Origin of the sequence: Pseudonocardia sp. TRM90224 (assembly GCF_021245725.1) — a bacterium.
Taxonomy (GTDB): domain Bacteria; phylum Actinomycetota; class Actinomycetes; order Mycobacteriales; family Pseudonocardiaceae; genus Pseudonocardia.
This window is the reverse complement of the sequence record NZ_JAJGSX010000008.1, coordinates 214186-233734: the sequence shown is the minus strand read 5'-3', so window position 1 is coordinate 233734 and position 19549 is coordinate 214186. Positions and strand designations below refer to the sequence as shown.

Here is a 19549-nt window from a genome sequence, read left to right as displayed (position 1 = left end):
AACAACAGCCAGAACGTCGTTGTCGACGGTCACATCGTGCGGAGGAGCTCTTCCAGCTGCTGCCGGCGTTCCGTGTCGCCGGCCGGCAGCGCGGTCAGCGCCGCCTCCAGGATCGGCCGGGCCTCGTCGGAGCGGCCGGAATCGAGGAGCAGTCGGCCGTGCAGCGCGGTTGCGGCCACCGCGGCATCTTCGTTGTCGACCGCGTGGAACGCCGCGGCCGCCGGCCCGACCCGGACGATGGCCTCCTCGGTCGCGCCGGAGTTCGCCAGGATGCGCGCTCCGTCGTAGGCGAGCAGCGCGCGCTGCCACGCGACGCCGTGCTCGGCGACATCCATCGCGGCCGCCCGCTCGTCGGCGTGGGCGAGCGCAGCGGTGGCCTGCTCGACGTCGCCGGCCCAGTTCCACGACAGGGCCGACAGCCTGCGGTTCTGCGCTGCCCGCAGCGGCTCGTCCGCCTCGTCGAACGCGGCGGCGGCCTCGGCGAACCGGACGGCGGCCTCGGCGTCGCGATCGAGCTGGTCGAGGATCTCGGCCTGCGACTCGCGCGCCCGCCCGAGCCCGTAGGCGAGGCCTCCGTGGATGCAGTGCTGCGCGACGGCCTCGTGGTGCAGGAGCGCCTGACCGTGTTCACGCAGCTCGTAGCAGGCGTACGCCAGGAGGCTGCGGGCTCGCGCCGCCTCGTCGCCGTCGCCGTGCTCGGTGAGCTCGGCCACCGCCTCCTCCGCGGCGTCCGCGCTGTCGGCGTACGCGCCCGACTGCAGCGCCGCGAGGGCGAGCTCGACCTTCGTGTACGACGCGTGCGTGGTCACACCCGCTGCCGTGAGGTCCGCGACCGCGGAGACGAGGTGCCCCATCGCGATCTCTGATTCGCCGAGCTGCAGCGCCAGCTTCCCGCGCACGTCCTGGAGGTGGCCGCGTTCAGCGGGGTCGGCGGGCAGCTCGACCGTCTTCAGCACCGCGTAACCGGCGGCGGGCCCCTCCTGGTTCGTGCGCACCTCCGCGATCAGGAGGAGCATGCCGCGGACGCGACCGGTGGCGCCTTCGGCACGGAACCCCGCGAGCGCCCGCTCGGCGCTGCGCAAAGCCGCGTCCAGGTCGGGCTGGGGATCGGACTCGGATTCGGGCTTCGCCATCAACAGCTGCGCCTCGAGCTCGTGCAGGGCAGCGGCCCAGTGCCCGGTCGTCGCCGGGTCGGCGAGCGCTGCTGCGACCTCGCGCCGTGCCCCCTCGCGGTCGCCCACCTGCGCGAGCACCCGTGCCAGCGGGAGTCGGGCCGCGGGCGCGCCCATCGCGGTCAGCCGGTCGGCGGCCTCACGCGCCATCGCGAGCGCCTCGTCGGTGCGCTCTTGCGCGCAGAGCGCGGTGGCCAGCCTGCCGAGCACCCGATGTGCCTCGTCGTCCCGCCCTTCGGTGAAGTAGATCATCGCCGACATCCGCATCATGCTCTCGACGCTCTGCGGGTCGTCGGCGTGTATCGCCTGGAACTGGAGCCACTGCGCGCGCAGCAGGCCCTCCGGCTCGGGACACACCTCATCGAAGCGGCTCCACGCCTCCAGCATCAGCGCGTGCTCACCGATGCTCCAGAAGTGATCCGCCCGCGCCGCCAGCTCGGCGGCCGTCTCCGGTAGGGGCTCGGGCTCGATCTCGGGGACGGTCTGCGGTGCGGGCGCCCTGCGCACCGGCCCGGACAGTGCCAAGCCGGTCACCAGCGGTTCCGCGACCAGCATCGCCTCGACGAGCGTGCTCTGCTGGCCCGTCCCGTTGCGCGCGTCGAAGGCCGCGGCCACTCGGCGTGCCCTCGCGGCGAGCTCGTCGCGGAGCTCGGACACCGGGACGTCCCCGCTCTCGCGCCGGACAGTCGTGTCCGGCTGCGCCAACGCGATGGAGTCGAGCACCCGCGCCGCCGCAGCGCTGAACACCATCTCCGCCTTCGGCGACGGCGGATCCGCCAGCTCGCCGAGGTGCCGCTCGACGAGCTCGACCCCGCGGGCCGGGTTGTTCGAGAGCGTGCAGAACACGAGGTGGTCGGCGATCAGCGCCATCTCACCCGGCTCGGTGCGCAACGCGCGGTACGCCCGCCGGTGCGCCTGCGCCGCCTCCTCCAGCATGCCGAGGCGCAGGTAGGGCACGAGCAGCGAGGTCAGGATCGACTGCGGCTGGCTGACGCAGCTGAGCTCGCCGAGCACGGCCGGGTGCCCCGCCGCGACCGCCTCTTCCGGTTGACCGAGCCAGTCGAGCAGCTGCGCGATGTCGCTGGGTTCGCAGCCGGCGCAGTCGGACATCTCCCCGTTCGGCGCGGCCCGCCACAGCCGCAGCTGCTCGCTCGCGCCGTCGCGGTCACCCAGGTGCGCGGCCAGCGCGGCGCGCAGCTGGTGGACCGGGCCCATGGTGTGGCCGGCCAGCCGGTAGCGGCGCTCCATGTCGTCGAGCACGGCCCGGGTGCGGTCGAGCGGGATCTGCGGGAACTTCATCGTCGAGGCGACGATCCACTTGAACGCCCACATCAGCGAGTGGTCGAACCGGTCGTCCACCTCACCCGCGTCGCGGACGGAGAGGCACCACGAGAACGGCACGAACGCCTTCGCCGGCTCGCCGCCCAGGTGGTAGGCCGAGACGGCCCGCAGGCGTGTCGCGTAACGCAGGAGCGGCACGCCGAGCCGGTCGGCAGCCACGACCAGCTGCTCGCGCGCGGCGATCTGGGACCGGCCGTACGGCAGCTCGTGGGTGCGCTGCAGCCGGTCCCACAGCTCGTCCTCGGTCTCCGTCGTCGGTGTCGGCGGTGTCGCTGGTGTCGTCATCGGTCCCGGCTCCCCTCCGGCAGCGCCCGCTCCACGAGGCCGAGGAAGGCGGTGTTCAGCAACGACATGTCGGCCGGGCGCAGCGGGTGCTGGCCCAGCAGCAACGCGTGCCCGTAGAGGGCCTCGACGACGAGCTCGACCAGCCCCGGGTCGCTCAACCCGACGACGCGGCGCACCAACGGGTTGTTGTGGTTGAACACCAGCTGCGGCCGGTCCTCGTACGGCTTGTCGAACGCCGAGAGCACACCGGCCCACAGGTCGTCGGCGCGTTCCCGGGTGGCCCGCAGCTCCTGCTGGAAGGCCGCCGAGCGGTCCAGCAGGTACAGGACGGGCAGTGCGGCCGGTTCGAACGAGCGCAGCTGGACCTCGCAGCCCAGCCGGTCGACGGTCGTCTGCGCGGCGAGCACGAACGGGCGGCAGGCCAGCTCGACGGCCGGGTCGAGCGCGGCGAACCGGTCGGCGATCGCGCTCGGATCCATCCGCTCCACCCGGACCGGATCCGCGCCCTCGGCGCCCTCGGAGCGGTCGAGCCGCCCGAGCCGCTCGATCAGCTCGCCGTCGAACGTGTAGCCGCCGTTGACTACGGCGAGGTCCTGCGCGGCCGCGACGGCGGAGAGCTGCCGGAACTCCTCGACCGTCGCCGCGTAGCGCACCGTGCCGTGGTTGGCGCGGAAGTCGGCGAGCGTCATCCGCCCGACGTTCGTCTCCATCGGCCACCACTGGTCGACCAGCGCGAGCATCTCGTCGTCGTGCAGCGCGAGCGCCTTCACCCCGATGTGGTGGATGTCGAGGAACCGGCGCAGGCGTTCGGGGTTGGTGCGGGCCAGCCCGGCCAGCCAGCCCGAGAGCTGCGCGCCCAGCGCGTCGCGGGTCGCGTCGAGCTGGTCGTCCTCGTAAAGGCCTTCGCGGCTCGCGGTGGGGCGCAGCTCGGAGCTGTCGACGACGCACTGCACGAAGAACGACCAGTCGGGCAGCAGCCCGCGGGCGTTCTCGGCGAGCAGCATCCGCTTGAGGTAGACGCGGTGCGGGGCCTGCTTGCCCGGGTTCGCGGCGAACGGCAGGACGTAGGCGACACCGGTGAGCCCGGCGCCGGGGACGGCCAGCTCGATCACGTCGAACGGCGTGAACCCGAGCACGTCCTGCGCGTACCCGACGAGGTCGGCGCGCCGCTGCCCGGCGGTGCGCTCGTCGTCGGCCCACGGCAGCGGCCCGGTGACCGGCACTCCGTCGACCGTCACCGGGAACGGCAGCATCGACCCGAACGACCGGGCCAGGTCGGCGACGGTGCGCGGGTCGAACCAGGAGTCGGCGCCGGGCCGCGCGGTCAGCGTGACCGTGGTGCCCGGCTCGGCGCGCTCCGCCGGCGCGACCGAGTACGTGCCGTCGGAACGGGCCGTCCACAGCACGGCCGGCGCGCCCGTGACGGATCGGGTGGTGACCGCGATCCCGTCGGCGACGAGGAACGCCGAGAGCAGCCCGATGCCGAACTGGCCGAGGAACTCGTGGCGCGCGTAGCCGAGGTCGTCGCGCTTGGAGCTGCGCCCGATCGTCGCGAGCAGCTCGTGCACCTGCGCCTCGGTGAGCCCGTTGCCGGAGTCGGTGATCGTCAGCGTCCGCGGGCCGGTCGTGATCGTGATGCCCGCGGGCGCCCCGGCGTCGTCGCGCTGTCGCGCCGTGATCGCGTCGACGGCGTTCTGCAGCAGCTCGCGGACGTACACCCGCGGGCTCGAGTACAGGTGATGGCTCAGGATGTCGACCACACCGCGCAGGTCGACCCGAAACGCGCTTTCCATGTCTTTGTCCCCCCCGGCCGCAGCCTAGACAAGCGCGGGGGGAGTGGTCCCGGGGTATCAGCCGACGCCCGTCGACAACGACGTTCTGGCTGTTGTGAGCGCTAACAAACGACCAGAATGTCGTTGTCGACGCATTCCCCCGGCACCGGCGAGAGGGGGCGAGGAGGGCGAGGAGGGCGAGAGAAGCGAAGCGAAGGCCGAGGGACGAGGGCCAGGGGCTGAGAGGCGATGGGCGAAGCCCGAGCCCGAACCGGGGGTCCGGGGGCGGAGCCCGCCGGCTGGGGGTCTGGGGGCTCGGCCCCCAGAGGGCGCAAGCACCACATGACGGCCCGCGCACTCCGCGGGCACACCTCTGCCGATGTGGTGCCCCCGGTGCGACTCGAACGCACACTGGACGGATTTTGAGTCCGCTGCCTCTGCCGATTGGGCTACGGGGGCCTGCTGGTGGCCTGGTGGTCGTCGGAGCATATCGGGAGGGGGAGGGCCGGTCTGTCATGCCCACCCATGGGCGTCCCAACACCCGGTCGTGACCTTTCGGAACTGCGTGTAGTCGCAGCGTGGCGGCCCGTACCAGGCGCCACACAGTCCACTGAGATCACACTGACGGGTCCCCGGGGCCCGCTATTCTGAATCCTTCCGGTTCCAACCGTCCGGTGTAAGGAGAAGCCCGGTGACCCAGCAGGTTTCCGAGGAGAGCACGAACGCGAGCGAGGGCGCGACAGCCGCCGGGCTGCGGGTGCTGGTCGTCGAGGACGAGGCGCTCATCCGTCTCGACCTCACCGAGATGTTGACCGAGGAGGGTTACGTCGTCGCGGGCGAGGCCGGCGACGGCGAGCAGGCCATCGAGCTCGCCCGTTCGCTGCAGCCCGACCTCGTGATCATGGACGTCAAGATGCCGAAGGTCGACGGCATCACCGCGGCGACGACGATCGTCGGCGAGCGCATCGCCCCCGTCGTCGTGCTCACCGCCTTCAGCCAGCGGGAGCTGATCGAGCAGGCTCGTGACGCCGGCGCGATGGCCTACCTGGTGAAGCCGTTCGCCCGCCACGAGCTCGTGCCCGCGATCGAGCTGGCCGTCTCCCGGTTCGCCGAGAAGCGCGCGCTCGAGGACGAGGTCGCGACGCTGACCGACCGGTTGGAGACCCGCAAGGTCGTCGACCGGGCGAAGGGCCTGCTCATGTCGCGGCAGAACATGACCGAGCCCGACGCGTTCCGCTGGATCCAGCGCACCGCGATGGATCGGCGCACGACGATGAAGGCCGTCGCGGAGGCGGTCGTCGACGGGTTGGCCGCGCCGAAGTCCTGACGTCTTGAGAAGTGCTGAGCATCACGAACGGTCCATGCCGTTTTTCTCACCCTGCGCTGTCGGTTCGATCACGAAGCGCAGTTCCCGGGTTGCGGTCCGGTAAAGAGGCGGTGCCGGATGGTGACGCAACCGCGCAGTGTCGCCTAACGTCCGCCACGCTCTCGACAGGCGAGAGGGTTCGGGCGTGATCGGGCACCCCCGGGAAACGCGGTATGGGAAGGACTACAGCATGACTCGGAGGCGGACGATCGTCACCGCCGCGATTCTCGCCGGAGCTCTCGGGCTCACGGCGTGCGGAACGAACCGCGAAGAGGCGCCGGGATCCGGTGGCGGCGCGGCGTCATGTGACACCAGCAAGGGCACACTGACCATCGGCATGGTGGCGCCCTTGTCGGGCGGCCTGTCCGAGCTCGGCCTCGGCATGCGCAACTCGGCCGACCTCGCTGTGGACCAGGCCAACGCCAAGTGCACCGTGCCGGGCTACAAGCTGGTCTTCCAGGCCGAGGACGACCAGGCGAACCCGCAGATCGCGGGTCAGGCGGCCACCAAGCTCGCCTCCGACGCCAACGTCATCGGCGTCGTCGGGACGCTCAACACCTCGACGTCGCAGGTCGTGCAGCCGACGTTCGCCGCGAAGAAGATCGTGCAGATCTCCCCGGCGAACACCGGTCCCGGCCTGACGCTGGGTGCCGACCCGATCAACGCGCCGAAGCGCGTTGTCGACAGCTACTTCCGGGTGGCCACCACCGACCTCATCCAGGGCCCGTTCGCGGCGAACTACCTGGTACAGAAGGCCGGCAAGAAGAACATCGCGGTGATCGACGACGGCAAGTCGTACGGCGCGGGCCTCGCGGCCGAGTTCGCCAAGCAGGCCACGAAGCTCGGCGCGACCGTCGTCGCGCAGGAGAAGGTCGGCGAGAAGGACACCGACTTCGCCGGTGTCATCACCAAGATCCGTGGCCTCAACCCGGACGCCGTCTACTACGGCGGTGAGTACCCGGTCGCCGGCCCGCTGTCGAAGCAGCTCAAGGAGAACGGCCTCGACATCCCGGTGATGGGCGGCGACGGCATCGTGGATGCCAAGTTCGTCTCGCTCGGCGGCAAGCCCGGCGACCTCGCCACCAACGTCGGCGCCCCGGCGGAGAAGCTGCCCAGCGCGACTCAGTTCATCGCCGACTACAAGGCGGGCAACTACGCGGAGGGCTACAGCGCGTACGGCGCGTTCACCTACGACGCGACCAACGTGATCATCCAGGCGACGGCGAAGGCGCTCGGCAGCGGCGCCTACTCCGACGCCACCCGGGCCGAGATCGTCAAGGCGGTCCAGGCCACCAACACGCAGGGTGCGGGCGGTCCGATCGCGTTCGACCAGTACGGCGACACCACCAACAAGGTGCTGACGGTGTACGAGGTCAAGACGGACAAGTTCGAGCCCGTCGAGGGAACCACCGGCAGCTTCGAGGGCTGACCTTCATCACGAACGACACACAAGGCTGGGGGCGGGGGAACACCTCGCCCCCAGCGCTCGTGGAAGGACCACCCACTTGCTGTCCACGCTGCTATCGCAGATAGTCAACGGTCTGGTGCTGGGCTCCCTGATCGGGTTGATCGCACTGGGCTACACGATGGTCTACGGGATCATCCAGCTCATCAACTTCGCCCACGGCGAGGTCTTCATGGTCGGCGCCTACGGGGCGCTGGCGATGTTCACGTACTTGCTCCCCACCTTCATCCAGCAGCAGTGGTACTTCGCGTTGCCGCTGCTGCTGATCGCCGGCGCCGTCGTCTCGGTCGGGGTCGCCGTCGCGATGGAGCGGTTCGCCTACCGACCTCTGCGCAACGCACCGAAGCTCGCCCCGCTGATCACCTCGCTGGGTGTCTCGATCGCGCTGCAGGAGGTCATCCGGGTGTTCTACCCGGGCGCGACCGCGGCGATCCCGTTCCCGAACATCTTCATCCCCGGCACCTGGACGATCTCGGTCGGCGACGGCGTCGTCCCGATCAAGTACTCCGGCATCCTGCTCGTCGTCGTCGCGCTCGTGCTGGCCTACGCGCTCAACATGTTCGTCGAGCGCTCGCGGATGGGCCGGGCGATGCGCGCAACGTCCCAGGACCGGGACGTCGCGCGGCTGATGGGGATCAACCCCGACCGCGTCATCGTGCTCACCTTCGCGCTCGGCGCGTTGCTCGCCGGCATCGGCGGAGTGCTGTACGGCGGCTTCTACACCAACATCAACATCGACATCGGCTTCCAGAACGGCATCTTCGCCTTCACTGCCGCCGTGCTCGGCGGCATCGGCAACATCCGCGGTGCCGTCGTCGGCGGGCTCGCGATCGGCCTGATCAAGTCGTTGGCCGGCCAGTACATGCCAGGTGGCAGCGCGTACGACTACGTGTGGATCTTCGTCGTGCTCATCGTGGTGCTGGTCTTCCGGCCGCAGGGCTTCTTCGGCGAGACCGAGAGGGTGCGGGCATGACGACGATCGAGAAGGCGCCGTCGCAGGCGCTCGCGGAACCGCCGCGCGGCAGGCTTGCGGCGCTCGCCCCGTACACCAGCGTGCTGCGGATCGTGGGCGGTGTGCTGACGCTCGTCGGCGCATTCCTGCCGTGGGCGACGTTCGTGCTCAACGACGGGCCCTACCCCGAGGGCGCCACGCTGGAGTTCTTCAGCGAGCCGTTCGGGGTGAGCGGGTTCCGGCTGCACCTGGTGCTGCTCGGCCTCGCGTCCATCGTGGTCGCGTTGGTACCCGTGGCGGCCAAGGGCCGGATCGTGCGCGGGTTCGGCTGGGGCGTCATCGCCATCAGCATCGTCAACGGGCTCTACATCACCGTCGAGGGCGGCGGCTTCGGCGCCATCACGGCGTCGGACGGCACGGCCGCGTTCGGCGCGTTCGTCGCGCTCGTCGGCGGTGTGGTGCTCGTGGTCGGCGCGACGGCGGGCGGCATCGACCCGCCCACCCACTGGGACCTGAAGCTCGGCCGGGTGGTCGAGTGGCTGATCCTGCTCGTCGCCTACGCGATCGTGCTGCTGCTGGTCGCGGCGGTGCTCACCAGCGGTGGCCAGGGCGGCGCGGCCAACCCGTTCTCGGGTGCGGTCTTCCTGTCGTTCCTCGGCGCGGTCGGTGGCGCGATCGCCGGTCTCCACGCCTCCGGCCTGCTGGGCTGGATCGCGCGGATGTCCGAGCGGCACCGGATCTACAGCGTGATCGTGCTGCTGCTGGCGGCGCTCGCGCTGCCGCTGACGTCGGCCGGCACCGAGTACTGGATGACGGTCGCGGCCAACATCGGCGTCTACGCCGCCACCGCGATCGGGCTGAACATCGTCGTCGGGCTGGCCGGCCTGCTCGACCTCGGCTACGTCGCGTTCCTCGGCATCGGCGCGTTCGTCGCGGCGAACCTGTCGGGCGCAGCGGCGTCCGTGGTCGGGATCGAGCTGCCGTTCCCGCTGGTGCTGGTGATCGCCGCGGTGGTCGCGGGTTGCTTCGGCGCGGTGGTCGGGTCGCCGACGCTGCGGGTGCGCGGCGACTACCTCGCGATCGTGACGCTTGCGTTCGGTGAGATCTTCGTGCGCAGCGCGCAGAACAACATCGGCGGGCTGACGGGCGGGTCCAACTCGATCCCGAACATCCCGCCGGTCGAGCTGTTCGGCAAGGGCTTCAACGAGTCGGTCACCATCGGTGCGTTGAACCTGCCGTCCGGTGTCCTGTACTACGTCCTGATCGTCCTGATCGTCGCGGCGGTCATGTGGGTGTTCGGCAACCTCAAGAACTCGCGGCTGGGCCGGGCCTGGATCGCGATCCGCGAGGACGAGGACGCCGCTCGCGCGATGGGCATCCGCACCGGCCCGATCAAGATCCTGGCGTTCCTCATCGGCGCCATGCTGGCCGGGTTCGCGGGCGCGTTCTTCGCGCACAAGCTGGGCACGGCGTCGTACGAGAGCTTCCGGTTCCTGGAGTCGGTCACCCTGCTCGCCGCGGTCATCCTCGGTGGCATGGGCACGATCCCGGGTGCGGTGCTCGGCGCCTCCGTCCTGTTCGTGCTGCCGGAGAAGCTGCGGGAGTTCGCCGACTACCGGCTGCTTCTCTTCGGTCTCGCGCTCGTGCTGATCATGCGGTTCCGGCCGCAGGGTCTCGTGCCCGACGCGCACCGCAGGGCGGAGCTCGCACCGGAGAGCGAGGCGCCACCGGACCATCCCGATGACGGTCCGGCAGGCGGCACGACGGTGAAGGCGGCGGCCACATGAGCGGGCGGCACGCGAGGCCCGACATGAACGGCACGGGGAACGAGAGCGACGTGACGACGGCGATCCCCATGGTCGCGGGCGGCTCCGCGAGCGGCTCGACGATCCTGCAGGCGTCCGGCGTGACGATGCAGTTCGGCGGTCTCCGCGCGCTCAACGACGTCTCGTTCGGCCTGAGCGAGGGCGAGATCATCGGCCTGATCGGGCCGAACGGGGCCGGCAAGACCACCCTGTTCAACTGCCTGACCGGGCTCTACGCGCCCACGTCCGGGGCGGTCTCCCTGCGCGGCAACCCGATGCCGCAGGACCCGGCCCGGGTGACCGAGCAGGGTGTCGCCCGCACGTTCCAGAACATCCGACTCTTCCCGAGCATGACCGCGGCGGAGAACGTGATGGTCGGACGGCACGTGCGGATGAAGCAGAGCCCGCTGTCGTCGCTCCTGCACGGGCCGAGCTTCCGGCGCAGCGAGGCCGAAGCGGCCGAGCGCACCGAGAAGCTGCTGGCGTTCGTCGGGCTCAGCCAGTTCGCCGGCGAGCTGGCGCGCAACCTGCCCTACGGCGACCAGCGCCGCCTCGAGATCGCCAGGGCCCTGGCGACCGACCCGGCGGTGCTGCTGCTCGACGAGCCGACGGCCGGGATGAACGCGCAGGAGACCGAGGCCACCCGACAGCTGATCTTCGCGATCCGCGACCTCGGGATCTCGGTCGTCGTCATCGAGCACGACACGAAGTTCATCTTCACCCTCTGCGACCGGGTGCTGGTGCTGGTGCAGGGCGAGCTGCTCGTCGAGGGCAGCCCGGACGAGGTGCGTGGCGACCCCCGTGTCGTCGAGGCGTACCTGGGTGCTCCGCCCGACGAGGTCGACGCCCAGATCCACGCCGCGGAGGACGAAGGGGAGAACCACCGATGACGTTCCTGGAAGTTCGCGACCTGACCGTCGCCTACGGCGCCATCCAGGCCGTTCGGGGTGTCACCTTCACCGTCGAGCAGGGCCAGATCGTCAGCCTGATCGGGAGCAACGGGGCGGGCAAGACCACCACGTTGCGCACGATCTCGGGGCTGCTGCGCCCGGTGTCGGGTGAGGTGCTGCTCAACGGCAAGCCGATCCACCAGCTGCCGGCGCACGAGATCCTCGGGTTGGGCGTCGCGCACAGCCCCGAGGGGCGCAGGTTGTTCGCGCGGATGACCGTCGAGGAGAACCTCCGCCTCGGCGCCTACACCCGCACGGACGAGGCCGGGATCCGCGAGGACATCGACCGCGTCTACGACCTGTTCCCGGTGCTGGGGGAGCGGCGGCGCAACAAGGCGGGCCTGTTCTCCGGTGGCGAGCAGCAGATGCTCGCGATCGGGCGGGCGCTCATGTCGCGCCCGAAGCTGCTCATGCTCGACGAGCCGTCCATGGGGCTCTCGCCGATCATGACCCAGAAGATCTTCTCCACGGTCCGCGAGCTGCAGAGCGAGGGCACCACGGTGCTTCTCGTCGAGCAGAACGCGCTGGCCGCGCTCGCCCTCTCCGATCACGCCTACGTGATCGACCTCGGCCGGACGACGCTGTCGGGCACGGGGCACGAGCTGCTCGCGGATCATCGCGTGCAGGAGGCCTACCTCGGCGAGGGTGTCGCGAGCTGACCGAAGGAGACGGTGGGACGCCCTGACCTGGTCAATGAAGCCCAGGTCAGGGCGTCTTTTCCGTTGATCCGGGCATGGCAGAGTTGGCCCGGTGGACGGCATGCCGGGTCCCGTCGGGCGTGTGCTCGCGGGCCGCTATCGCGTGGTCGCGCCGATCGGCGCCGGCGGCATGGGTGTCGTCTTCCGCGCGACCGACGAGCTGCTGGAGCGCACCGTTGCGGTGAAGCAGCTCCGGCTCACCGGGCTCGGTCCGGTGGGCGCCGCGCAGGCCCGTCGACGCGTGATGCTGGAGGGCCAGGCGGCCGCCCGCCTGCACCACCCCAACGTCGTCTCGATCTTCGACGTCGTCGTCGAGCGTGACGAACCTTGGCTCGTGCTGGAGTACGTGCCCTCCCGAACCCTCGACCGCGTGCTGGTCGAGGACGGCCTGCTCGACCCGCTCACCGCGGCCCGGGTCGGCAGGGACATCGCCGCGGCGCTCGCCGCGGCGCACGCGGTCGACATCGTGCACCGCGACGTCAAGCCCGCGAACGTCCTGATCGGCGACGACGGCGTGGCGAAGCTGACCGACTTCGGCATCGCACGCGTGGCCGGCGACGGCTCGATGGTCTCGTCCGACGCGCTGGTCGGCACCCCCGCCTACCTCGCTCCCGAGGTGGCGCGCGGGATCGCCGCCGGCGCGGCGTCGGACGTGTTCGCGCTCGGCGCGACGCTGTACAAGGCCGTCGAGGGCGCGCCGCCGTTCGGCACCGTCGACGAGACCGGCCTGCCGGGGCTGCTCGGCCGGGTGGCCCGCGGCGCTGTGCACCCCGCGGTGCGGGCCGGGCCACTGGGTGGGCCGCTGGCGAGGCTCCTGGAGACGGACCCGGCGAAACGGTTCTCGGCCGCCGCGGCCGTCGAGGCGCTCTCCGAGCTGGTCGAGCGGCAGGACGCGCCGACGGAGGTGCTGGCCGGCCCGATCCCGGCCGCCCCCGTCCGGTCCGGCGCCCGTCGGCCGGGCGTCAGGCAGGGCGCCGCCGGCGCCGCCGCGGAGTGCTCGTCGGGCTGTCGGTGGCGCTCGTCGCCGCCCTGCTGACGACCGCCGTGATCCTCGGCGGGGCGTGGGCCGCCGAGGAGCCGGCCGCACCCGGCGCCACGATCCCGTCCGCGCTCGCCCCTGCAGTGCCGTGTGAGACGGGCAAGGGCGAGCTGACCATCGGGCTGATCATGCCGCTGACGGGGCCGCGTGCGGCCGAAGGCACCGGGATCCGCAACGCGGTCCAACTGGCCGTCGACGAGGCGAACGCGGCGTGCCGGATCCCCGGCTACCGGCTCACCCTCACCGTGGCCGACGACACGTCGACGCCGGCGAAGGCGCACTCCGCGGCGAAGAACCTCGCGGCCCAGCCGGCGCTCGTCGGTGTGATCGGGACCTTCGAGTCGGACACCGGGCGGGTCGCCCAGTCCGTGCTCGGGCCGCTCGACATCGTCCAGATCTCGCCGAGCAACCGCGCCGACGACCTGACCCGCGGCGACGGGCAGGTGCCGCGCCGCCCGTACCGCGGCTACTTCCGGCTGAGCGCGACCGACACCCGCCAGGCCACGGTCGCCGCCGAGCACGCCGTGATCGACCTCGGGAAGCGGTCCATCGCGGTCGTGCACGACGGCAGCGGCTACGGCACGCAGCTGGTCTCGTCGTTCGCCGACCGCGCCGCCGAGCTGGGTGCGGGCATCGTCGCGCGCGAGCAGGTCGCGCCCGACGCCCGCGACTACAGCCCGCTGATCGCGAAGATCGCCGAGTCGCGGCCCGACCTCGTGTTCTGCGGCGGCGACTCGGCGACCGCGGGGCCGCTGTCGGCACAGCTCGGCCCCGCCGGGGTGGCGCCGCCGGTGATGGGCGGACACCTCGTCGCCGACAAGGAGTTCGTCGCGCTCGGCGGCCGGGAGGGCGACCTGGTCACGAGCCCACGGGTGCCCGTCGCGATGCTGCCCGGGGCGGCCCCGTTCCTCGCCGCCTACGCGGCCACCGGGCTCGGCCCGCCCACGTCCCACGGCCCGTACGGGTACGACGCGGCGCAGGTGCTGGTCGCAGCGCTGCATCGGGTGCTCGCCAGCGGCGACTGGTCCGCGCACCGTCGTGCCGAGCTCGTCGACGAGGTGCAGCGGACCGACCAACCGGGCGCGACGGGTCCGCTGGCCTTCGACGAGTTCGGCGACGTCCGCAACCAGGCCGTCACGATCTACGTGGTCGAGGCGGCCGCGTTCGTCCCCCGAGCGGCGCTGTCTCCTCGTTGAGGCACCCAGGGGGAGGGGTCCCCACCGTTCGGTGATGGGATGCCCGGGTGAACGAAATGGGGGGCATTTCGGGCGCTGGCCGCAGGGTCGCCGGCCGGTACCGCCTGGGTGAGCGGATCGGTGCCGGCGGGATGGGCACGGTGTACGTCGCTGTCGACGAGCTGCTCGGGCGCACCGTGGCGTTGAAGCAGGTGCGGTTGTTCGCGCTCGAACCGGCGGCGGCGGAGGGGACGCGGTCGCGGGTGATGCGGGAGGCCCGGGCGGCGGCGCGGTTGCACCACCCGAACGTCGTCTCGATCTTCGACGTGATCGTCGAGGACGGCGAGCCGTGGCTGGTGCTGGAGTATGTGCCCTCCCGCAGCCTCGACGACGTGCTGAAGGAGCGGCGCACGCTGGATCCGTTCGAGGTCGCCCGGATCGGCACGGGGGTGGCCGCCGCGCTCGCGGCTGCGCACGCCGGCGGGATCGTGCACCGCGACGTGAAGCCGGCGAACGTGCTGCTGGGCGGGACGGGTGAGGTGAAGTTGACGGATTTCGGGATCTCCCGGGTGGTCGGCGACCTGTCGCTCACCGCGTCCGGGATGCTCGTCGGCACCCCGACCTACCTCGCGCCGGAGGTGGCCAACGGTGAGGATGCGACGGCGGCGTCCGACGTTTTCGGATTGGGGGCGACCCTCTACACCGCGGTCGAGGGCGGCGCGCCGTTCGGTCAGCTCGTCGACGGGAACCTGCTGCTCCTGCTGCGCAGGACGGCAGAGGGCAAGATCGAGCCGCCGGTCCGCTCCGGGCCGCTGACCGGCCCGATGATGCGGATGCTCGACCCCGACCCCGCGCGACGCCCGCCCGCGACCGCGGCGGTGCAGGAGCTGAGCTCGCTGATGGCAGGGCCCGTCGCGGTCCGCAGCGCGGAGCCCATCAGGACGCCCGCGCCGCCATGGCAACCGCCGCCTGTCCCGCCCTCGCGCCGGTCGCGCCGAGGACTGCTCGTCGCAACTGCCCTCGTGCTGGCCGCCGTGCTCGTCACGACGCTCGTCATCGTGAACCGGCCCGGCGTGACCGATTCGAACGACGGAGCGGCGCCGGCGGCTGCCCCCTCGTCCGAACCGACCGAGCCGTGCGACACCAGCAAGGGGGAACTGAGCATCGGCTTCGTCGGACCGTTGTCCGGCGAACTCGTCAACTGGGGCGTGGGCACGCGGCAGGCCGCGGAGCTCGCCGTCCGGCAGGCGAACCGGACCTGTCGCGTTCCGGGCTACGACCTGCGGCTCAACCCGATGGACGACACGTCGGACGAGGGCCGGGCAGCGGCCGCGGCGACCACGCTCGTGCAGACCGGTGTCGTCGGCGTCATCGGGGCGCTGGACTCGTTCACCGGTCGCGCTGTGCAAGGTGTGCTGAACCCGGCGGGCATCGTGCACCTGTCACCCAGCAGCGGGCCGGACGAGATGACCAGGGGCGGGGGCGCGACTCCGCAGCGGCCCTACCGGAACTACTTCAGGGTGGGCGCCCGCGACAGCGACCAGGGCCTGGCCGCAGGCCAGTACGCAGCGGACTTCATGATGGTGAAGTCCGTCGCGGTCGTCGACGACGGCGAGGCCTTCGGCTCGCGGCTGGCGTCCACGTTCGCCGACCGGGTCACCCGCAACGGCGCGACCATCGTCATGCGGGAGCGGATCCAGCGGGGGACCACCGACTTCTCGGCCCTCGTCGCCGCCATCGCGGCAGCCGGCCCGGAACTCGTGTACTTCGGTGGGCCGGAGACGGAGGCGGGCCCGCTGTCGAAGCAGCTCGGAGCTGCGGGGGTGAAGGCGCCCCTGATGGGCGGCGAGGGCATCGTCAGCGACCGGTTCATCGCCCTCGGCGGTCGCCCCGACGATCTCGGCACGTACCCGCGCGCGGAGACGTACCCCGAACGCTCCGTGGCGTTCCTCCAGGCGTACGCGGACGAAGGCTTCGGAGAGCCGATCTCTGATTACGACATCTACAGCTACGACGCGACGAACGCGCTGATCGCGGCGCTGGCGAAGGTGCTCTCGACCGGCGGGTGGGGACCGCACCGGCGGGCGGAGCTCGTCGAGGCCGTGCAGAAGACAGATCTGCTCGGGGCGTCGGGTCGCGTCGCCTTCGACGAGTTCGGTGATCTCCGGGACCGGCAGCTCATGGTCTTCCGGCTGCGCAACGACGGGTTCTACAGCGAGGTCGCGCTCATCCCGAACTGACCCGAACCGATCTCAGACCTCGGGCTTGGTGTCGCGGTGGAGGCACGTGAGCTTCGCGGTGCAGGTGCGGCGCCCCTGCTCGTCGGTGATCACGATCTCGGTCGTCGACGTCGTGCGACCGACGTGCAGGGGGCGGGCGACACCGGTGACGAACCCCTCCGTCGCCGATCGGTGGTGCGTGCAGGCCAGTTCGAGCCCCACGGGGAACCGTTCGGGCAGCGCGTGCAGCGCCGACATCGTCGATCCGAGCGTCTCCGCGAGCACCGCGCTCGCCCCGCCGTGCAGCAGCCCGAACGGCTGCCGGTTGCCCGCGACCGGCATCCGGCCGACCACCTCGTCGTGCGAGAGCTTCAGCAGCTCGATGCCCATCCGGTCGGCGAGCTGCTCCGGGGTGTCGGGCGTGATCAGGTCAGCGGGATCGATCGGCACCCGCAGACCCTAACCGCCGCGGACTTCCCCACCGTTTTGCCTACTCGCACCCCCGAAACGGTGTGCAGGTCGGCAAAACGGTGGGGAAGTTCGGCGCCCAGACCGTGGCCCTAGGAGGGTCCTGAACGACTGGGGCCGCCGCGCAGTAGGTCCCAGTTGTTCAGGGCGCTCCTAGCCCGGCTTGCGGCAGGCGAAGATCGCTGTGCCGGGGAACAGCGCACCGCGCAGCGGCGACCACTGGCCCCAGATCCGCTCGCGGCCCTCCGGCCACTCCGGCTCCACCACGTCCTCCAGCACCAGCCCGGCCGCGACGACGTCACGGACCCGGTCGCCGAGCGTGCGGTGGTGCTCGACGTAGGTGGCGGTGCCGGTGCCGTCGACCTCGACGTACGGGGTGCGGTCGAAGTACGACTGCTGCACGGTGAGCCCGGCGGGGCCGGGGTCGTCGGAGAACATCCAGCGCATCGGGTGGTTCACCGCGAACACCCACCGCCCGCCCGGCCGCAGCACCCGGTGCACCTCTCTCATCACCCGCAGCGGCTCGGCGACGAACGGGACGGCGCCGAACGCGGAGCACGCGACGTCGAACACGGCGTCGCCGAACGGCAGCCGCTCGGCGCCGGCCTGCACCAGTGGCACCGGGATCCCGGTGGTGATCCCGAGCGCGGCGGCGTGGCGGAGCATGGCACCGGAGAGGTCCAGCGCCACCGGACGGGCGCCCTGCGCGGCGAGCCAGCGCGCGCACGGCGCCGAGCCGCAACCCACCTCGAGCACCTGCGCGCCCTCGACGTCGCCGAGCAGTCGCGCGTCGGATTCGCGCAGCCCTTCCGGGCACCAGACGAAGTCGGAGTCGCCGATGTCGCGGCCGTGTTCTGCCAGGTAGTCGTCGGCATCGGCGTCCCACCACATGCGGCTGGCGCGCTGCGACTCGGCCGTCCCGACGTCGCGTCGCGCCACTCCGGCGGTGCCCAGTTGCTCCTCAGCGCTCACGGTGCCATCGTGGCGGCATATCGGCAGCTGAGCCGGGGGTACCCGCGTTGCCCTGGTGATCCGTGCCCGCGTAGCATGGTAATCGCATTGTGGTCAACGTCGCGGGTTCTCATCGCGCGCTTCGCCCGACCACCTTTCATGATCCACGAGCAAGGGTGACAGCACCACGTCACGAGACACACACCACCAGGCAAGCACCACCAAACCATCCATCACCGGAGCACCCCACTACATGTCCACCGACACCACCGCCGCCCCGACCCACTCGACCCCGCAGGTCGCCGTCAACGACATCGGGTCGGAGGAGGACTTCCTCGCCGCCATCGACCAGACGATCAAGTACTTCAACGATGGCGACATCGTCGAGGGCACCATCGTCAAGGTCGACCGTGACGAGGTCCTGCTCGACATCGGCTACAAGACCGAGGGTGTCATCCCCTCTCGGGAACTCTCGATCAAGCACGATGTCGACCCTGCTGAGGTCGTGTCGGTCGGGGAGCACGTAGAGGCCCTCGTCCTCCAGAAGGAGGACAAGGAAGGCCGCCTGATCCTGTCCAAGAAGCGCGCGCAGTACGAGCGCGCCTGGGGCACGATCGAGGCCCTCAAGGAGGCCGACGAGCCCGTCGAGGGCACGGTCATCGAGGTCGTCAAGGGCGGCCTGATCCTGGACATCGGCCTGCGCGGCTTCCTGCCCGCCTCGCTGGTCGAGATGCGTCGCGTCCGCGACCTGCAGCCCTACGTCGGCCGCAAGATCGAGGCCAAGATCATCGAGCTGGACAAGAACCGCAACAACGTGGTCCTGTCCCGCCGCGCGTGGCTGGAGCAGACCCAGTCCGAGGTCCGCAGCGAGTTCCTCAACCAGCTGGCCCGCGGCCAGGTGCGCAAGGGCGTCGTGTCCTCGGTGGTCAACTTCGGTGCGTTCGTCGACCTCGGTGGCGTCGACGGCCTGGTGCACGTCTCCGAGCTGTCCTGGAAGCACATCGACCACCCCAGCGAGGTCGTCGAGGTCGGCCAGGAGGTCACCGTCGAGGTCCTCGACGTCGACCTCGACCGCGAGCGCGTCTCCCTGTCGCTCAAGGCGACGCAGGAAGACCCGTGGCGCCTGTACGCCCGCACCCACGCGATCGGCCAGATCGTGCCGGGCAAGGTCACCAAGCTCGTTCCCTTCGGCGCGTTCGTCCGCGTCGAGGAGGGCATCGAGGGCCTGGTGCACATCTCCGAGCTGGCCGAGCGCCACGTGGAGATCCCGGAGCAGGTCGTGCAGGTCGGCGACGACGCAATGGTCAAGGTCATCGACATCGATCTCGACCGGCGCCGCATCTCGCTGTCGCTGAAGCAGGCCAACGAGGGCATGACGGTCGACACCGAGTTCGACCCCACCCGCTACGGCATGGCGGCCGAGTACGACGACCAGGGGAACTACATCTACCCCGAGGGCTTCGACGTCGAGACCGGCGACTGGCAGGAGGGCTTCGAGGCCCAGCGCGAGGAGTGGGAGCGCCAGTACGCGGAGGCGCACACCCGCTTCGAGCAGCACATCACGCAGCTCAAGAAGGCTGCGGAGGCGGAGGCCGAGGCGGCCGTCGAGGGTGCCACCGGCACCAGCTACTCCTCGACGCCCGGCGGCGGCGCCCCCGCGGAGTCGGGCGGCTCGCTCGCCAGCGACGAGCAGCTCGCGGCGCTGCGGGAGAAGCTCTCCGGCGGAGCCTGATCGCGCCGAGCAGCACCCAGCACCACGAGGCGGCCCCGGTGACCACACGGTCACCGGGGCCGTCCCGCGTCCGGGGTGCGGCCGTCCACCGACCGGTCACAGATCGGCACCGTTCGGTCGCCGACAGGGCGCGTCGAAAGGCACTTCCGGTGCGTTCGG

14 protein-coding genes and 1 tRNA gene are annotated in these 19549 nt (G+C 71.2%); 10 read left to right on the top strand and 5 right to left on the bottom strand.

Annotation, left to right across the window (positions count from 1 at the left end; translation table 11 throughout):
- Nucleotides 1-29: 29 nt before the first annotated feature.
- The 3 genes from LL648_RS15775 to LL648_RS15765 all read right to left on the bottom strand — a co-directional run bounded on the left by LL648_RS15775 (nucleotide 30) and on the right by LL648_RS15765 (nucleotide 5029).
- Nucleotides 30-2798, bottom strand: a complete 2769-nt coding sequence (locus tag LL648_RS15775) for a hypothetical protein (RefSeq protein WP_232663297.1) — start codon at nucleotides 2796-2798, stop codon at nucleotides 30-32.
- Complete coding sequence (locus LL648_RS15770; RefSeq protein WP_232663296.1) at nucleotides 2795-4591, bottom strand: HSP90 family protein; 1797 nt, start codon at nucleotides 4589-4591, stop codon at nucleotides 2795-2797. The genes LL648_RS15775 and LL648_RS15770 overlap by 4 nt, the downstream gene beginning before the upstream one ends.
- A gap of 361 nt (nucleotides 4592-4952) precedes the next feature.
- Nucleotides 4953-5029: transfer RNA gene (locus tag LL648_RS15765), tRNA-Leu, on the bottom strand.
- A 232-nt stretch (nucleotides 5030-5261) separates the two neighbouring features.
- Here LL648_RS15765 and LL648_RS15760 point away from each other — a divergent pair.
- The 9 genes from LL648_RS15760 to LL648_RS15720 all read left to right on the top strand — a co-directional run bounded on the left by LL648_RS15760 (nucleotide 5262) and on the right by LL648_RS15720 (nucleotide 16260).
- The gene (locus tag LL648_RS15760; protein ID WP_374112051.1) at nucleotides 5262-5897 is read left to right on the top strand and encodes an ANTAR domain-containing response regulator; all 636 of its coding nucleotides are present in this window, start codon (nucleotides 5262-5264) and stop codon (nucleotides 5895-5897) included.
- Nucleotides 5898-6126: 229 nt separating this feature from the next.
- Entirely contained in the window at nucleotides 6127-7365 is a 1239-nt protein-coding gene (locus tag LL648_RS15755; protein WP_232663295.1) for a branched-chain amino acid ABC transporter substrate-binding protein, read from the top strand.
- A 76-nt stretch (nucleotides 7366-7441) separates the two neighbouring features.
- Nucleotides 7442-8374, top strand: a complete 933-nt coding sequence (locus LL648_RS15750) for a branched-chain amino acid ABC transporter permease (RefSeq protein ID WP_232663294.1) — start codon at nucleotides 7442-7444, stop codon at nucleotides 8372-8374.
- Complete coding sequence (locus LL648_RS15745; protein ID WP_232663293.1) at nucleotides 8371-10140, top strand: branched-chain amino acid ABC transporter permease; 1770 nt, start codon at nucleotides 8371-8373, stop codon at nucleotides 10138-10140. Before LL648_RS15750 ends, LL648_RS15745 begins: the two co-directional genes overlap by 4 nt.
- Before the next feature lie 50 nt (nucleotides 10141-10190).
- Entirely contained in the window at nucleotides 10191-11048 is an 858-nt protein-coding gene (locus LL648_RS15740) for an ABC transporter ATP-binding protein (RefSeq protein WP_232663292.1), read from the top strand.
- Nucleotides 11045-11767 (top strand): ABC transporter ATP-binding protein, encoded by a 723-nt coding sequence (locus LL648_RS15735; RefSeq protein ID WP_232663291.1) that lies wholly within the window; start codon nucleotides 11045-11047, stop codon nucleotides 11765-11767. Before LL648_RS15740 ends, LL648_RS15735 begins: the two co-directional genes overlap by 4 nt.
- A gap of 100 nt (nucleotides 11768-11867) precedes the next feature.
- The gene (locus LL648_RS15730) at nucleotides 11868-12842 is read left to right on the top strand and encodes a serine/threonine-protein kinase (RefSeq protein ID WP_232663404.1); all 975 of its coding nucleotides are present in this window, start codon (nucleotides 11868-11870) and stop codon (nucleotides 12840-12842) included.
- Nucleotides 12800-14041: a branched-chain amino acid ABC transporter substrate-binding protein gene (locus LL648_RS15725; protein ID WP_232663290.1), complete on the top strand. Its 1242-nt coding sequence runs from the start codon at nucleotides 12800-12802 to the stop codon at nucleotides 14039-14041. The genes LL648_RS15730 and LL648_RS15725 overlap by 43 nt, the downstream gene beginning before the upstream one ends.
- A gap of 56 nt (nucleotides 14042-14097) precedes the next feature.
- Entirely contained in the window at nucleotides 14098-16260 is a 2163-nt protein-coding gene (locus LL648_RS15720; protein ID WP_232663289.1) for a bifunctional serine/threonine-protein kinase/ABC transporter substrate-binding protein, read from the top strand.
- A 12-nt stretch (nucleotides 16261-16272) separates the two neighbouring features.
- Here LL648_RS15720 and LL648_RS15715 read toward each other — a convergent pair whose 3' ends face one another.
- Both LL648_RS15715 and LL648_RS15710 read right to left on the bottom strand, forming a co-directional pair.
- The gene (locus LL648_RS15715) at nucleotides 16273-16689 is read right to left on the bottom strand and encodes a hotdog fold thioesterase (RefSeq protein WP_232663288.1); all 417 of its coding nucleotides are present in this window, start codon (nucleotides 16687-16689) and stop codon (nucleotides 16273-16275) included.
- Between the two features lie 171 nt (nucleotides 16690-16860).
- A complete protein-coding gene (locus LL648_RS15710) occupies nucleotides 16861-17679 on the bottom strand; it encodes a class I SAM-dependent methyltransferase (RefSeq protein ID WP_232663287.1) in 819 nt (272 codons plus the stop codon).
- 232 nt (nucleotides 17680-17911) lie between these two features.
- Between LL648_RS15710 and rpsA the strand changes: the two genes are divergently transcribed.
- The gene (rpsA, locus tag LL648_RS15705) at nucleotides 17912-19390 is read left to right on the top strand and encodes a 30S ribosomal protein S1 (protein WP_232663286.1); all 1479 of its coding nucleotides are present in this window, start codon (nucleotides 17912-17914) and stop codon (nucleotides 19388-19390) included.
- The last annotated feature ends 159 nt before the right edge of the window (nucleotides 19391-19549 follow it).

Bases quoted from the DNA above. Each gene is read 5' to 3' on its own strand.
- LL648_RS15720 (WP_232663289.1), top strand. From the start codon at position 14,098: ATGGGGGGCATTTCGGGCGCTGGCCGCAGGGTCGCCGGCCGGTACCGC.
- LL648_RS15730 (WP_232663404.1), top strand. From the start codon at position 11,868: ATGCCGGGTCCCGTCGGGCGTGTGCTCGCGGGCCGCTATCGCGTGGTC.
- LL648_RS15745 (WP_232663293.1), top strand. From the start codon at position 8,371: ATGACGACGATCGAGAAGGCGCCGTCGCAGGCGCTCGCGGAACCGCCG.
- LL648_RS15770 (WP_232663296.1), bottom strand. From the start codon at position 4,591: ATGGAAAGCGCGTTTCGGGTCGACCTGCGCGGTGTGGTCGACATCCTG.
- LL648_RS15755 (WP_232663295.1), top strand. From the start codon at position 6,127: ATGACTCGGAGGCGGACGATCGTCACCGCCGCGATTCTCGCCGGAGCT.
- LL648_RS15735 (WP_232663291.1), top strand. From the start codon at position 11,045: ATGACGTTCCTGGAAGTTCGCGACCTGACCGTCGCCTACGGCGCCATC.
- rpsA (WP_232663286.1), top strand. From the start codon at position 17,912: ATGTCCACCGACACCACCGCCGCCCCGACCCACTCGACCCCGCAGGTC.
- LL648_RS15775 (WP_232663297.1), bottom strand. From the start codon at position 2,798: ATGACGACACCAGCGACACCGCCGACACCGACGACGGAGACCGAGGAC.